We start from the raw sequence: 14,481 nt of genomic DNA on the forward strand, positions 1-14,481 counted from the left end.
TATGTGTTACAATTTTCCGAACTGTTTTCATAAAATAGTTTTCGGACGTGTTTCAATATGGCATTGATGCCGCCTTATTGTTCGAGAAAAAAAACCTTTATATTTAAATATAATGGGTTTTAACTAAACGGGAAACCGTTTTCTCTCCGGCCGATGGGCAAAATCAGCCGATTGATGGAACACGATCCGATTTTTAAGCAAAACCTTAATCAACAACTCAAGAAGGATAAGACATGAAAAAATTATTGATTGCCGCAATGATGGCGGCTGCCTTGGCAGCTTGTTCGCAAGAAGCCAAACAGGAGGTTAAGGAAGCGGTTCAAGCCGTTGAGTCCGATGTTAAAGACACTGCGGCTTCTGCCGCCGAGTCTGCCGCTTCTGCCGTCGAAGAAGCGAAAGACCAAGTCAAAGATGCTGCGGCTGATGCAAAGGCAAGTGCCGAGGAAGCTGTAACTGAAGCCAAAGAAGCTGTAACTGAAGCAGCTAAAGATACTTTGAACAAAGCTGCCGACGCGACTCAGGAAGCGGCAGACAAAATGAAAGATGCCGCCAAATAATTTGTTGCCTTGGCAAAAATGATGGGATGCCGCCTGCCGGCAACCCAAACGAAACCGCCTGAAGATTTTCAGGCGGTTTTTGAGTTGTATGCCCCTTGTTTTTTACGCCTGCATGACCGTTCCGAGCAGATGTGCCGCGCATATCGGGATGTTGCGGACAGGCAAATGCCGTCTGGACAGGGTTTGGACGGCATTTGTTCCGCAAGGTTCAGACGGCCTCGACTTTAAACGGCATATTGATTTTTTGCCATTGGACGCTTTCATATTCCAATGCGTCGGCAATCAGGGGATGGCGTTCCAGCCATTCCCTGTCAATACGCAGGATGAAGCCGCAGCTTTCCGTATCCGTGCGCAACTGCATATTTTTCGGGAAAGACAGGTCTTGGCGCGAACGGCAGAACAGGGCAGCAAGGCGCAGGGACAAAACGGCATACCACAACATTTCGTTGGTGCCGATGATGCCGCTCATTTTTTTCATATCGCCGCGATGACCGATGACCAGTTGGGCAAGTATGGTCTGTTCTTTGCGTGAGAAACCCGGCATATCGGCGTTTTCGAGGATGTAGGCGGAATGCTTGTGATAGCCGGTGTGGGCGATGTCCAAACCGATTTCGTGCAGCGCGGCGGCGCGTCCGAGATACTGTTGCCACAAGGCAAGCTCTTGAACTGTAACGTTTTTAGCGTGGCAGAGGCTGTCCATAAAGGTTTGCGCGGTCTCGGCGGTGCGTTTCGCCTGATTGAGGCTGACGTGGTAGCGGTGTTGGAACTCGGCAACCGTTTGTCCGCGCATATCTTCGTTTAAACCGCGCCCGATCAAATCGTAAAACACGCCGTCGCGCAGGGCGGCTTCGGTTACGGTCATCCTGTCGAGTTTCATTTCCTCAAACGCCGCCATCATCACGGCAAGTCCGCCGGCAAAAACTTCGATGCGTTCCGGTTTCAGGTTTTCAAATTTGGCTTTTTTGACCGAACCGGCTTCGATGATGCGTTCGGCGAGGGCGCGCATTCCTTTGTAGGTAATGTCCGCCTCTTGGGGCATTTCGGCGGCAAGCACGTCGCGGATGGATTTTGCCGAACCCGATGTGCCGACGGCGAAATCCCAACCTTCGCGCCTCATATTTTTGCTGATGCGCTGGATTTCGTTGCGGGCGGCGGAAATGGCGGCTTGGAAGTCTTTGGCGGTGATTTTGTTTTGGAAGAAGCGCAGGCTGTAGGTAACGCAGCCCAAGGGCAGGCTTTCGGTAATGTCGGGATTCAGCGTCGAGCCGATGACAAATTCTGTCGAACCGCCCCCGATGTCGATAACCAGCATTTTGCCGCCGCCCGGGGGGGGGGTGTGGATCACGCCGGTATAAATCAGCCGCGCCTCTTCGCGCCCGGCGATGATTTCGATGGGGAAACCCAGTGCCGCTTCGGCCTTGGGAAGGAAATCTGCGATGTTTTTGGCAACGCGGAATGTGTTGGTTGCCACGGCGCGCACCTGTTCGGGGCGGAAGCCGCGCAGGCGTTCGCCGAATTTTGCCAGACAGTCCAAAGCCTGTTCTTGGGAGGCGGCACTCAGGTTTTTCTGTTCGTCCAGTCCGGCGGCGAAGCGCACCATCTGTTTGAACGAATCGATAACTTTCAACTGTCCGTTGTTGTTTTCGCAAATCTGGAGGCGGAAACTGTTGGAACCCAAATCGACGGAGGCGAGGACGTTTGCGGGATGGGTGGTCATGGTGGATACCGGTGGGGGAAAAACGCAATGTTACTCTGACGGCGCAGGCGTTGACAATAAATGATGCGGCTGTTTTTGATTCTGCCCACGGATGTTGCCGACGGCATTTTTTGCGCTTATTTGAAATCCTTTTCCACGCTCATGAAAATCTGCATGTTTTTGCGTGTGTAAAAACTTTTCATATTGCTGTCGATTTTCAGGTAGCGGAAATTGAGTTGCGGCGTAAAGCCCTTCCAAGAGATTTTGTCGTGCCACAACGACAGGTTTGCCTGATATTCGTGGTCTTTGCGCGGGAAGCGGTACACAATGGTCCCGGGTGCGTCAAACATCCTGCGGGTGTAGCGCAGGTTTGCCCGCAGACCCAAGCCGCCGTCGAACGTTTTGACCGCGCCGACACGCAAACCCTTGCGGATGGAAGCCTGTTCCGCCTCTTTCGTTATGTTGTGCGACCAGTCCGCACCGCCGTAAAGCAGCCAGTCTTTCGGCGCGGAATACATCAGCGTCGCGCCCGCCAGCGGCATATGGCTGTCGTATCGGGCGGCGGTGCGGTCTTCCTGATAACGCTTCCACATATTGCCCACGTTCAGCGTCAGCCGCCAGTTCGCTCAAGCGTCGGGAGAAATCGGCATTGAAGCCGCCGACGAAATTGTATCGGCTGCCGCCTAAGAGGTTTTGCTCGATAAACGGCACGATGCCGAATGAGCGCGTTACTGAACGGTTTTTATAGCCGAGCGACAGGCGCAGGCTCTGTTCGCTGAAATCTTTGTTATCCTAATAGTGCACGCCGCCGCCGCTGATGTCTCCGTAGAGGAAATGATGCCCGCCCGCATTGATTTCGCGCGACACGCCCAAGCCGTAGCGCAAACCGTGTGCCTTTTGCGGCAGGCTGTCGGCGGTTTTCGTCCAGCTTCTGCCTGCAAATTCAATCGTTTTTTCGGACGAAGCGTTGTTTATAGCGGATTAACAAAAATCAGGACAAGGCGACGAAGCTGCAGACAGTACAGATAGTACGGAACCGATTCACTTGGTGCTTCAGCACCTTAGAGAATCGTTCTCTTTGAGCTAAGGCGAGGCAACGCCGTACTGGTTTTTGTTCATCCACTATAACAGCAACCCTGTCGCCGTCATTCCCGCAAAAGCGGGAATCTAGAAATGAAAAGCAACAGGCATTTATCGGAAATAACTGAAACCGAACAGACTAGATTCCCGCCTGCGCGGGAATGACGGCTGCAGATGCCCGACGGTCTTTATAGCGGATTAACAAAAATCAGGACAAGGCGGCGAAGCTGCAGACAGTACAGATAGTACGGAACCGATTCACTCGGTGCTTCAGCACCTTAGAGAATCGTTCTCTTTTTTGTTCATCCGCTATATTGTGTTGAAACATCGCCCCAAACCTGATATAGTCCGCTCCTGCAACATCATTGAAAATCGTTCTTTTTAATCAGTTAAAACCGAATACGGAGTCGAAAATGAATCCAGCCCCCAAAAAACCTTCTCTTCTCTTCTCTTCTCTTCTCTTCTCTTCTCTTCTCTTCTCTTCTCTTCTCTTCCGCAGCGCAGGCGGCAAGTGAAGACGGCAGCCGCAGCCCGTATTATGTGCAGGCGGATTTAGCCTACGCCGCCGAACGCATTACCCACGATTATCCGCAAGCAACCGGTGCAAACAACACAAGCACAGTAAGCGATTATTTCAGAAACATCCGTACGCATTCCATCCACCCTCGGGTGTCGGTCGGCTACGATTTCGGCGACTGGAGGATAGCGGCAGATTATGCCAGTTACAGAAAATGGAAAGAAAGTAATTATTCTAAAAAAGTTACTGAATTTAAACACCAAAACGGCAACAAACAAGAAGACAAAACAGAACATCAGGGAAACGGCAGCTTCCACGCCACTTCTTCTCTCGGCTTATCCGCCATTTACGATTTCAAACTCAACGATAAATTCAAACCCTATATCGGCGTGCGCGTCGCCTACGGACACGTTAAACATCAGGTTCATTCAGTGGAAAGCAAAACCACGACTGTTACCACTAACAATGGAGGCCCTGTCCCACAAGGTCCGACCCCCAAACCTGCCTATCACGAAAGCCACAGCATCAGCAGCGTGGGTCTTGGTGTCATCGCCGGTGTCGGTTTCGACATCACGCCCAAGCTGACCTTGGACACCGGATACCGTTACCACAACTGGGGACGCTTGGAAAACACCCGCTTCAAAACCCACGAAGTCTCATTGGGCATGCGCTACCACTTCTGATTCCCCGACACCGATGCCGTCTGAACCTTCAGACGGCATTTTTTACACAATTCCCACCGTTTCCCATCATTCCCGATACACCGTAATCTCGAAACCCGTCATTCCCGCGCAGGCGGGAATCCAGACCTGTCCGCACAGAAACTTATCGGATAAAACGGTTTCTTTAGATTTTACGTCCTAGATTCCCACTTCCGTGGGAATGACGGTTCAGTTGCATTCCCGACAACAACGCAATCTCGAAACCCGTCATTCCTGCGCAGGCGGGAATCCAGACCTCCGACGCGGCGGGAATCTATCGGAAATGACTGAAACCCCGAGATTCTAGATTCCCACTTCCGTGGGAATGACGATTCAGTTGCGTTCCGACAACACCGCAATCTCGAAACCCGTCATTCCCGCGCAGGCGGGAATCCAGACCCCTGACGCGGCGGGAATCTATCGGAAATGACTGAAACCCCGAGATTCTAGATTCCCACTTTCGTGGGAATGACGGTTCAGCAAGCGTAGGTCGGATACTTGTATCCGACAAAACCTTTAACATTCCCATCATTGCAATCCATTGCAGCAATGCCCAAAATGTCGAATTCAAGAATCCGACCTACAAAATCATTCCGAGCATAATACTATGAAATACCGTCGTTTTACCGCAATGGCGGCACTTACTTTTTTACGGTTGTAACCAATAAACGGCAGAAGATTTTGACCGATGATGCGGTGCGTTTGGCTTTACGGCAGGCGGTAATGGCGGTGCGCGAACGGTATCCGTTTGAAATTTTGGCATGGGTGTTGATGCCCGACCATCTGCATACCATATGGCGGCTGCCGGACAATGATTCTGCTTATTCGGAACGCTGGCGGCAGATCAAGCGGCACAGCCAATATTTAATCGGCGGCAATCTCAGGCTTTGGCAAAAACGCTTTTGGGAACATACTATCCGCGATGAGGCCGATTTTGCCTGCCATTTTGATTATCTGCATTTCAATCCGGTCAAACATGGCTATGTAGGACAAATTTCCGATTGGGGGTTTTCTACGTTTCACCGTTATGTCAAACAGGGTATTTATCCGCATAATTGGGGTGGCGGCAATGCGGACTTTTCTATTGGATACGATTGAAGTAATGTCGGATTTGAGAATCCGACCTACGGAAAACTGAAAGAGCATCGGCTGCAGGACGGCATTATGCGCAAAGCCTGCCGCAACCGTCCGCTGGCGGAAGTGCAAACCAAACGTAACCGATATTTGTCGAAAACCCGTTATAGTGGATTAAATTTAAATCAGGACAAGGCGACGAAGCCGCAGACAGTACAAATAGTACGGCAAGGCGAGGCAACGCCGTACTGGTTTAAATTTAATCCACTATATGTGGTCGAACAGAGCTTCGGTACGCTGCACCGCAAATTCCGCTACGCCCGGGCAGCCTATTTCGGACTGATTAAAGTGAGTGCGCAAAGCCATCTGAAGGCGATGTGTTTGAACCTGTTGAAAGCCGCCAACAGGCTAAGTGCGCCCGCTGCCGCCTAAAAGGCAGCCCGGATGCCTGATTATCGGGTATCCGGGGAGGATTAAGGGGGTATTTGGGTAAAATTAGGAGGTATCTGGGGCGAAAACAGCTGAAAACCTGTGTTGGGGTTTCGGCTGTCGGGAGGGAAAGGAATTTTGCAAAGGCCTCAAGATATAGTGGATTAAATTTAAATTAGTACGGTAAGACGAGGCAACGCTGTACTGGTTTAAATTTAATCTACTATATTTCCGCCTGCTGCCGCCCGAAAAGCGTGATGCGCTGATGGTGCTGCTGCATAATCCGGACGACGGATAGCCGGTGAAAACGGGAAATGTCCGGGCGGTGTTGTCTGTGCCTGTTTGGACAAGCGTTCTTGAGAGCGGTAAAATCGGAGTTTGCCCGAAAAGGGCAGGGCGATATGCCGTGCTTGGATTTTGTGCGCGGTTTTTCGCGTTGGAAGCAATCATCTCTGTTTGAATATTTAATGCCGTCTGAAACGTCCGGACGCGCCCCCGTTCCCTATGAAAAAACCGACCGATACCCTACCCGTCAATCTGCAACGCCGCCGCCTATTGTGTGCTGCCGGCGCGCTGTTGCTCAGCCCGCTGGCACAAGCCGGCGCGCAACGTGAAGAAACGCTTGCCGACGATGTGGCTTCCGTGATGAGGAGCTCTGTCGGCAGCATAAATCCGCCGAGGCTGGTGTTCGACAATCCGAAAGAGGGCGAGCGTTGGCTGTCCGCGATGTCTGCTCGGTTGGCAAGGTTCGTCCCCGATGAGGAGGAGCGGCGCAGGCTGCTGGTCAATATCCAGTACGAAAGCAGCCGGGCCGGTTTGGATACGCAGATTGTGTTGGGGCTGATTGAGGTGGAAAGCGCGTTCCGCCAGTATGCAATCAGCGGTGTCGGCGCGCGCGGCCTGATGCAGGTTATGCCGTTTTGGAAAAACTACATCGGCAAACCGGCGCACAACCTGTTCGACATCCGCACCAACCTGCGTTACGGCTGTACCATCCTGCGCCATTACCGGAATCTTGAAAAAGGCAACATCGTCCGCGCACTCGCCCGTTTTAACGGTAGCCTCGGCAGCAATAAATATCCGAACGCCGTTTTGGGCGCGTGGCGCAACCGCTGGCAGTGGCGTTGATTTTGAACCCGCGCCGCAACCGAAATACGGCGAATCCTGTATAATCCGAAAATCTGTTCACTGGAAGTTCAGACGGCATTGCAACTGTTGATGCCGTCTGAAAAAATATGATGGCAAGAGATAACCGCATCCAAATGTTTCCGCACGAATGGCGCGCCAGTACGACGCTTTCCGGCGTGTACGCGCTGCGTATGCTGGGTATGTTCCTCGTGCTGCCCGTATTGGCGGTGTATGCCGCCTCGCTGCCCGGCGCGGAAGGCAACAAAACGCTGGTCGGGCTGGCAATGGGCATTTACGGGCTGACGCAGGCTCTGCTGCAACTGCCTTTGGGCATCGCTTCCGACAAGTTCGGGCGCAAGAAAACCATTTATGTCGGGCTGATTGTGTTTGCAGCGGGCAGCTTCCTTGCCGCCGCCGCCGATACGCTGCCCATGCTGGTCGCCGCACGCGCCATACAGGGTGCGGGAGCGGTCAGTGCGGCGGTTACCGCGCTGCTGGCGGATTTGACGCGCGACGGCGTACGTACCCGCGCGATGGCGATGATCGGTTTGAGTATCGGTCTGACGTTTTCGGTCAGCCTCGTCGTTGCCCCTGTGATTGCCGACGCGGTGGGCGTACGCGGCTTGTTTCTGCTGACCGGTATTTTGACCGTTGCCAGTATCGGCGTGGTGGCGTGGATGACTCCCGACCCGGAGGTTTCCAAGCTGCACGAAGATACGCAGGCGCAGCCTTCGCGCATAGGCGAAGTTTTGAAAAACCGTAGGCTGCTGACGCTCGATTTCGGCATTTTCGCCCTGCACGCCGCGCAAATGGCATTGTTTACCGCGCTGCCTTTTGCGATGACGCAGCTCGGTTTGGAAAAAATCCAGCATTGGAAAGTCTATCTGCCCTCGACCATTACGGGCTTGGTGGTGATGGTTCCGCTGATTATCGTCGGCGAGACGCGCAACAAGCTCAAACAGGTTTTTATCTTGGGCATCGCCTGCATCGCGGCGGCACAGCTCGGTTTGCTGTCCGGTATGCGCTCGGTAGGCTTGATTACCGCTTATTTGGTTGTTTACTTTATCGGTTTTAATGTGTTGGAAGCGAGCCTGCCGTCTATGGTTTCCAAAATCGCGCCGTCCGACCTGAAGGGTACGGCGATGGGCGTGTACAACACGATGCAGTCGCTCGGACTGTTTGCCGGCGGCGTGGCAGGCGGTTTGCTGTTTCAAAAATACGGCTTTTCCGGCGTGTTTGCCTTTTGCAGCATATTGATGCTGCTGTGGCTGGTGATTGCCGTTTTATCGCCTGCGCCCAAGCCCGTCAAAAACCTCAGTTACCCTGTCGGCGGCGTGTGGCAGGTCAATCAGGAAGTGTTATACCGCGCCTTGTCGGAGCTTGAGGGTGTGGAAGACATCGGTTTCAGTTTCGACGGGCAGACCGTCTATCTCAAAGTGTTGCAGAAGGGTTTCGATCAGGCTGCCGCTGAAAAAATCATCACAGGAGTTTAAAAAATGTCATTGAACAAAGTTATCCTTATCGGCCGCCTCGGACGCGATCCCGAAGTGCGCTATATGCCCAACGGCGAGGCGGTGTGTAATTTCAGCGTCGCCACCAGCGAAACTTGGAACGACCGCAACGGCCAACGTGTAGAGCGTACTGAGTGGCACAACATCACGATGTACCGCAAACTGGCGGAAATTGCCGGGCAATACCTCAAAAAAGGCGGGCTGGTTTATCTGGAAGGCAGAATCCAAAGCCGCAAATACCAAGGCAAAGACGGCATCGAACGCACCGCTTACGATATTGTCGCCAACGAAATGAAAATGTTGGGCGGGCGCAATGAAAACAGCGGCGGTGCGCCTTACGAGGAAGGTTACGGTCAGAGTCAGGAGGCTTACCAACGCCCCGCACAGCAAAGCCGGCAGCCCGCCTCCGACGCGCCGTCCCATCCCCAAGAAGCACCAGCCGCGCCGCGCCGCCAACCCGTGCCTGCCGCCGCCCCGGTCGAGGATATTGACGACGACATCCCGTTCTGAATTTTACGGCCGGACATCCTCGCAGAGGGAAATCATAAAGGACGGAGAAACCTTAAACCTTACGGGGCAGGGTTTCTCTTTTTTGCATCCGAGCCGGCTTGTTGCCGCCCCTTGCGTTGGGCGGAACGTTGCGATTGCGCCGTTCGGGCGTTTTGAGGCAGTGATGCCTGCCGCACGTCCCCGCTGTTTTCAGACGGCATTTTAAAATTCAGGCGGTGTTTCCAAATAGCGCGAAGCAATAGTCGGGCTTCAGCCGGTTTGTTTGAAATCAAAGGGTTGGAATCAAACGTCAAACGCTTGAACCATCATTGCCCGATGCGGCAAACCGGCATCGTCCGGCAATACGGTTGTTTAAAAATAGGAAAATCAGGATGGAAAACCAAAGGCCGCTCCTAGGCTTCGCGTTGGCACTTTTGGCGGCGATGACGTGGGGAACGCTGCCGATTGCCGTGCGGCAGGTATTGAAGTTTGTCGATGCGCCGACGCTGGTGTGGGTGCGTTTTACCGTGGCGGCGGCGGTATTGTTTGTTTTGCTGGCATTGGGCGGGCGGCTGCCGAAGTGGCGGGATTTTTCTTGGTGCTCATTCAGGCTGCTGCTGCTCGGCGTGGCGGGCATTTCGGCAAACTTTGTGCTGATTGCCCAAGGGCTGCATTATATTTCGCCGACCACGACGCAGGTTTTGTGGCAGATTTCGCCGTTTACGATGATTGTTGTCGGTGTGTTGGTGTTTAAAGACCGGATGACTGCCGCTCAGAAAATCGGCTTGGTTTTGCTGCTTGCCGGTTTGCTTATGTTTTTTAACGATAAATTCGGCGAGTTGTCGGGTTTGGGCGCGTATGCGAAGGGCGTGTTGCTGTGTGCGGCAGGCAGTATGGCATGGGTGTGTTATGCCGTGGCGCAAAAGCTGCTGTCGGCGCAATTCGGGCCGCAACAGATTCTGCTGTTGATTTATGCGGCAAGTGCCGCCGTGTTCCTGCCGTTTGCCGAACTGGCACACATCGGAAGTTTGGACGGTACGTTGGCGTGGGTTTGTTTTGCGTATTGCTGCTTGAATACGTTAATCGGTTACGGCTCGTTCGGCGAGGCGTTGAAACATTGGGAGGCTTCCAAAGTCAGCGCGGTAACAACCTTGCTCCCCGTGTTTACCGTAATATTTTCTTTGCTCGGGCATTATGTGATGCCTGATACTTTTGCCGCGCCGGATATGAACGGTTTGGGTTATGCCGGCGCACTGGTCGTGGTCGGGGGTGCGGTTACGGCGGCGGTGGGGGACAGGCTGTTCAAACGCCGCTAGTTCGCAGGCAACGGAAAATGCCGTCCGAACGAGGTTTCAGACGGCATTTTATTTGAGGGAAAGATTAGCGCGGATGAACCATATCGGCAGGAACGACCAGTTCGTCAAATTCTTCGCCCGTCAGCAAGCCCAACTCAACGGCGGTTTCGCGCAACGATTTGTTGTTTTTGTAGGCGGTTTTGGCGACTTTGGCGGCGTTTTCGTAACCGATTTTGCGGTTTAACGCGGTAACGAGCATCAGGGAATGGTGCAGGAAATAGTCGATTTTTTCCGGTACGGGTTCAATGCCGACGGCGCAGTGTTCGTTGAAGCTGTTGCACGCGTCGCCCAACAGGCGGATGGATTGCAAGAGGTTGTAGGCGATGACGGGCATATAGACGTTCAGCTCGAAATTGCCCGACGCGCCCGCCATACCGATGGTAACGTCGTTGCCGAACACTTGGCAGCACACCATGGTCATCGCTTCGCATTGGGTCGGGTTGACTTTGCCCGGCATGATGGACGAACCCGGCTCGTTTTCGGGGATTTTGATTTCGCCCAAACCGCAGCGCGGGCCGCTTGCCAGCCAGCGGATGTCGTTGGCGATTTTATTCAGGCTTGCCGCCAGCGTTTTCAATGCGCCCGAAGCGGCAACGGCGGCATCGCGTCCGCCCAAGGCTTCAAATTTGTTCGGCGCGCTGACAAACGGCAAGCCGGACAATTCGGCGAGTTTGGCGGCGGCTTTTTCGGCGTATTCGGGATGGCTGTTCAAACCCGTGCCGACCGCCGTACCGCCCAAAGCAAGTTCATACAAGTCTTTAAGCGCGTCGTTCAGACGGCCTAAGCCGTGGTCGAGCTGGGAAACGTAGCCGGAAAATTCTTGGCCTAAAGTCAGCGGCGTCGCGTCCTGCAAGTGGGTGCGGCCGATTTTGACGATAGGGGCGAAGGCTTGGGCTTTTTTGTCCAAGGTGTCGCGCAGGGCTTTTACGGCGGGGATGAGGTGGCGGTTGATTTCAATCGCGGCGGCAACGTGGATAGCGGTCGGGAATGCGTCGTTGGTCGATTGCGCGTGGTTCACATGGTCGTTGGGATGGACGGGCTGATACGCCGCCAAACCCGTACCGGCGATTTCGTTGGCGCGGTTCGCCAGCACTTCGTTCATGTTCATATTGGACTGCGTGCCGGAGCCGGTCTGCCAAACCACTAAAGGAAACTGTCCGTCGAGCTTGCCGTTCAACACATCATCCGCCGCCTGCGTAATCAAATCCGCCTGTTCCGGCTTAATCCTGCCGAGGGAAACATTGGTCGCGGCAGCGGCTTTTTTCACCAACGCCAAAGCATAAATCAGCGGCTGCGGCAGGGTTTCGCCGCCGATTTTGAAATTGTTGCGGCTGCGCTGGGTCTGCGCGCCCCAATAGGCTTCGGACGGGACTTCGACATTGCCCATGGTGTCGTGTTCGGTGCGAGTGTTCATACGTTTCTCCTTTTGAAATGTGAATAAGAGTGATTCGCAAATATTATAATGGAGATTGGTGGAATGAGGAAGCATCAAGGCGGGAGGGCAAAAAAATGCCGTCTGAAAAGCGTTCAGACGGCATTTGTTTAGGAGTGGGGTTACAGCACTGATTTCACTGTATCGACCACATTGTCCACGGTAAAGCCGAATGCTTTGAAGAGTAAATCGGCAGGGGCGGATTCGCCGAAGCGGTTGATGCCGACGACTGCGCCGTTCAGTCCGACGTATTTGTACCAGCCGTCGGCGTGTCCGGCTTCTACGGCGATGCGCGGCAGGCTTTCGGGCAGGACGGCGGCTTGATAGGCGGTGTCTTGGCGGTCGAATACGTTGGTGGACGGCATGGAAACGACGTGCACGGCGATGTTTTGCGCGGCGAGGGCTTTTTGCGCTTCCAAAGCCAGCTCGACTTCGGAACCGGTGGCAATGATGACGGCTTGGGCGTTGCCTTGTGCTTCGCTGATGACGTAGCCGCCGCGTTTGATGTCGTTCAGTTGTTGCTCGCTGCGCGCTTGGAATTTCAGGTTTTGACGGCTGAAAATCAGGCAGGACGGGTGATCGGCGGCTTTGACGGCTTCTGCCCAAGCGACCAAGGATTCGGCGGTGTCGCACGGCCGCCATACGTCCATATTCGGAATCAGGCGCAGGGTGGCGGTTTGCTCAATCGGCTGGTGGGTCGGGCCGTCTTCGCCCAAACCGATGGAATCGTGGGTGAACACAAATACAGGGTTGATTTTCATCAACGCAGCCATACGCAGGGCGTTGCGCTCGTATTCGCTGAACATCAGGAAAGTCGCGCCGAAGGGTTTTACGCCGCCGTGCAATACCAAACCGTTCATAATCGCGCCCATACCGAACTCGCGCACGCCGTAGTGGATGTAGTTGCCGCCTTTGTCGCGGGTAACGGAAACGCTGTTTGACCAGTCGGTCAGGTTGGACGGGGTCAGGTCGGCAGAGCCGCCCACCAGTTCGGGCAGCTCTTTTGCCAAGATTTCGATGCTGTTTTGGCTGGCTTTGCGGGTGGCGATGGTTTCGGCTTTGGCGCACACTTCTTTCAATGCGGCTTGAACGTATTCATCGAAATTGTCCGGCAGCTTTTTATCCATACGGCGCACAAATTCTGCGGCTTCGGCAGGATATTTGGCTTGATATTGCGCGAACAGTTCGTTCCAGTCGGCTTCCAGTTTCGCGCCTTGTTCTTTGGCATTCCACGCATCGTAAATTTCTTGCGGGATTTCAAAGGCGGGGTAAGTCCAGCCCAAATGTTTGCGCGTGGCTTCGATTTCGTCCGCGCCCAAAGGTGCGCCGTGGGTTTTGTGGCTGCCTTCTTTGTTGGCACTGCCTTTGCCGATTAAGGTTTTGCAGCAGATGATGGACGGTTTGCCGGTTTCGGCACGTGCGGCTTCGATGGCGGCTTGAATGGCGGCGGTGTCATGACCGTTTACATTGGGAACGACGTGCCAGCCGTAGCTTTCAAAGCGTTGCGGGATGTTTTCGGTAAACCAGCCGTCCACTTTACCATCAATGGAAATATTGTTGTCATCATACAAAACAATCAGTTTGCCCAAGCCCAAGGTGCCGGCGAGCGAACAGGCTTCGTGCGATACGCCTTCCATCAGACAGCCGTCGCCCATGAAGACGTAGGTGTAATGATCGACGATGTTCAAACCATCTTTATTAAATTCGGCGGCAAGGATTTTTTCGGCTAATGCCATGCCCACCGCGTTGGCAATCCCTTGCCCCAACGGGCCGGTCGTGGTTTCCACGCCGTCGGTATAGCCGTATTCGGGATGGCCGGGGGTTTTGCTGTGCAGTTGGCGGAAGTTTTTCAAGTCTTCAATGCTCAGATTGTAGCCGGTCAGGTGCAGCAGGCTGTACAACAGCATAGACGCGTGGCCGTTGGAGAGGACGAAGCGGTCGCGGTTGTAGAATTTGGGGTTGGCGGGATTGTGATTGAGGAATTTCGTCCACAATGTTTCCGCCATTTCCGCCATACCCATAGGCGCGCCGGGGTGGCCGGAATTGGCTTTTTGAACGGCATCGGCCGAGAGGAAGCGGATTGCGTTTGCCAGTTGAGACATTTTGTATTTTCCTTGCTGGTGTTTCGGATAAGTGGATAATCGGAAAGCGTTGATTATCGCCCGATTCGCTTATGCTTTCAAGAAAAGGGCGGACGCGGGGGAAGGCGGCGGCAGGAGACCGGTGGGGAAGGATTTTCGATTTGCGGGCGAAGCCTGCCATTATTCCTTTTGAAATAAAAAGTTATAGATTGTGTGCCGGATTGTCGATAGCGTTTGTTTATGAGCTTGCACCGTCGGTTCTGCCGATATGGGGGTGTCGGTTTTTTTAGTCTTTTTTTTTAACCGTATTCGGATTTTGTTCGGGCGGTAAGGTAAAATCCAGGCGTTTTGATGCGGATGGGAAATGTATCCGCCCCATACATCCGGACGGCGCATAAAGTTGTACAATAGCGGAAATATATTTTGGGAAA

General features: G+C 53.7%; 10 protein-coding genes and 3 pseudogenes. 8 read left to right on the top strand and 5 right to left on the bottom strand.

The features are described from left to right. The first annotated feature begins 233 nt into the window (after positions 1-233). On the top strand, positions 234-557 hold the full coding sequence (locus IUJ45_RS10380; RefSeq protein WP_002225099.1) for an Ag473 family lipoprotein: 324 nt from the start codon (positions 234-236) through the stop codon (positions 555-557). 208 nt (positions 558-765) lie between these two features. Here IUJ45_RS10380 and IUJ45_RS10385 read toward each other — a convergent pair whose 3' ends face one another. Continuing rightward, the gene (locus tag IUJ45_RS10385; protein WP_244706058.1) at positions 766-2,274 is read right to left on the bottom strand and encodes a Ppx/GppA phosphatase family protein; all 1,509 of its coding nucleotides are present in this window, start codon (positions 2,272-2,274) and stop codon (positions 766-768) included. A gap of 116 nt (positions 2,275-2,390) precedes the next feature. Further along, positions 2,391-3,228, bottom strand: a pseudogene (locus tag IUJ45_RS10390) (surface lipoprotein assembly modifier); the annotation flags it as partial. Between the two features lie 522 nt (positions 3,229-3,750). Here IUJ45_RS10390 and IUJ45_RS10395 point away from each other — a divergent pair. The 6 genes and pseudogenes from IUJ45_RS10395 to IUJ45_RS10420 all read left to right on the top strand — a co-directional run bounded on the left by IUJ45_RS10395 (position 3,751) and on the right by IUJ45_RS10420 (position 9,203). Further along, positions 3,751-4,533 carry an opacity family porin gene (locus IUJ45_RS10395; RefSeq protein WP_197901991.1) on the top strand — a complete coding sequence of 261 codons (783 nt, stop codon included), beginning with the start codon at positions 3,751-3,753 and terminating at the stop codon, positions 4,531-4,533. A 625-nt stretch (positions 4,534-5,158) separates the two neighbouring features. Continuing rightward, positions 5,159-5,649 (top strand): annotated as a pseudogene (locus IUJ45_RS10400) (REP-associated tyrosine transposase). 36 nt (positions 5,650-5,685) lie between these two features. After that, positions 5,686-6,057, top strand: a pseudogene (locus IUJ45_RS10405) (transposase); the annotation flags it as partial. A 501-nt stretch (positions 6,058-6,558) separates the two neighbouring features. After that, a complete protein-coding gene (locus IUJ45_RS10410; protein WP_002223610.1) occupies positions 6,559-7,182 on the top strand; it encodes a lytic transglycosylase domain-containing protein in 624 nt (207 codons plus the stop codon). A gap of 110 nt (positions 7,183-7,292) precedes the next feature. Beyond that, positions 7,293-8,675 (top strand): MFS transporter, encoded by a 1,383-nt coding sequence (locus tag IUJ45_RS10415; RefSeq protein ID WP_002245350.1) that lies wholly within the window; start codon positions 7,293-7,295, stop codon positions 8,673-8,675. 3 nt (positions 8,676-8,678) lie between these two features. Next, a complete protein-coding gene (locus IUJ45_RS10420; RefSeq protein WP_002212976.1) occupies positions 8,679-9,203 on the top strand; it encodes a single-stranded DNA-binding protein in 525 nt (174 codons plus the stop codon). 59 nt (positions 9,204-9,262) lie between these two features. Here the strand turns inward: IUJ45_RS10420 and IUJ45_RS10425 are convergent, their stop codons facing one another. Further along, a complete protein-coding gene (locus IUJ45_RS10425) occupies positions 9,263-9,403 on the bottom strand; it encodes a hypothetical protein (RefSeq protein ID WP_153312944.1) in 141 nt (46 codons plus the stop codon). A 171-nt stretch (positions 9,404-9,574) separates the two neighbouring features. On the opposite strand from IUJ45_RS10425, the gene IUJ45_RS10430 reads away from it, so the two are divergent. Next, positions 9,575-10,498, top strand: coding sequence for a DMT family transporter (locus tag IUJ45_RS10430; protein ID WP_002242827.1), 924 nt, complete (start codon positions 9,575-9,577; stop codon positions 10,496-10,498). Positions 10,499-10,562: 64 nt separating this feature from the next. Here the strand turns inward: IUJ45_RS10430 and fumC are convergent, their stop codons facing one another. After that, a complete protein-coding gene (gene fumC, locus IUJ45_RS10435) occupies positions 10,563-11,951 on the bottom strand; it encodes a class II fumarate hydratase (RefSeq protein ID WP_002241750.1) in 1,389 nt (462 codons plus the stop codon). A gap of 140 nt (positions 11,952-12,091) precedes the next feature. Next, a complete protein-coding gene (tkt, locus tag IUJ45_RS10440; protein ID WP_002246274.1) occupies positions 12,092-14,071 on the bottom strand; it encodes a transketolase in 1,980 nt (659 codons plus the stop codon). Between the last annotated feature and the right edge of the window lie 410 nt (positions 14,072-14,481).

The organism is Neisseria meningitidis (genome assembly GCF_022869645.1).
GTDB classification, from domain to species: Bacteria; Pseudomonadota; Gammaproteobacteria; order Burkholderiales; family Neisseriaceae; genus Neisseria; species Neisseria meningitidis.

Bases quoted from the DNA above. Each gene is read 5' to 3' on its own strand.
- IUJ45_RS10380 (WP_002225099.1), top strand. From the start codon at position 234: ATGAAAAAATTATTGATTGCCGCAATGATGGCGGCTGCCTTGGCAGCT.
- IUJ45_RS10385 (WP_244706058.1), bottom strand. From the start codon at position 2,274: ATGACCACCCATCCCGCAAACGTCCTCGCCTCCGTCGATTTGGGTTCC.
- IUJ45_RS10410 (WP_002223610.1), top strand. From the start codon at position 6,559: ATGAAAAAACCGACCGATACCCTACCCGTCAATCTGCAACGCCGCCGC.
- IUJ45_RS10415 (WP_002245350.1), top strand. From the start codon at position 7,293: ATGGCAAGAGATAACCGCATCCAAATGTTTCCGCACGAATGGCGCGCC.
- IUJ45_RS10420 (WP_002212976.1), top strand. From the start codon at position 8,679: ATGTCATTGAACAAAGTTATCCTTATCGGCCGCCTCGGACGCGATCCC.
- IUJ45_RS10425 (WP_153312944.1), bottom strand. From the start codon at position 9,403: ATGCCGTCTGAAAACAGCGGGGACGTGCGGCAGGCATCACTGCCTCAA.
- IUJ45_RS10430 (WP_002242827.1), top strand. From the start codon at position 9,575: ATGGAAAACCAAAGGCCGCTCCTAGGCTTCGCGTTGGCACTTTTGGCG.
- fumC (WP_002241750.1), bottom strand. From the start codon at position 11,951: ATGAACACTCGCACCGAACACGACACCATGGGCAATGTCGAAGTCCCG.
- tkt (WP_002246274.1), bottom strand. From the start codon at position 14,071: ATGTCTCAACTGGCAAACGCAATCCGCTTCCTCTCGGCCGATGCCGTT.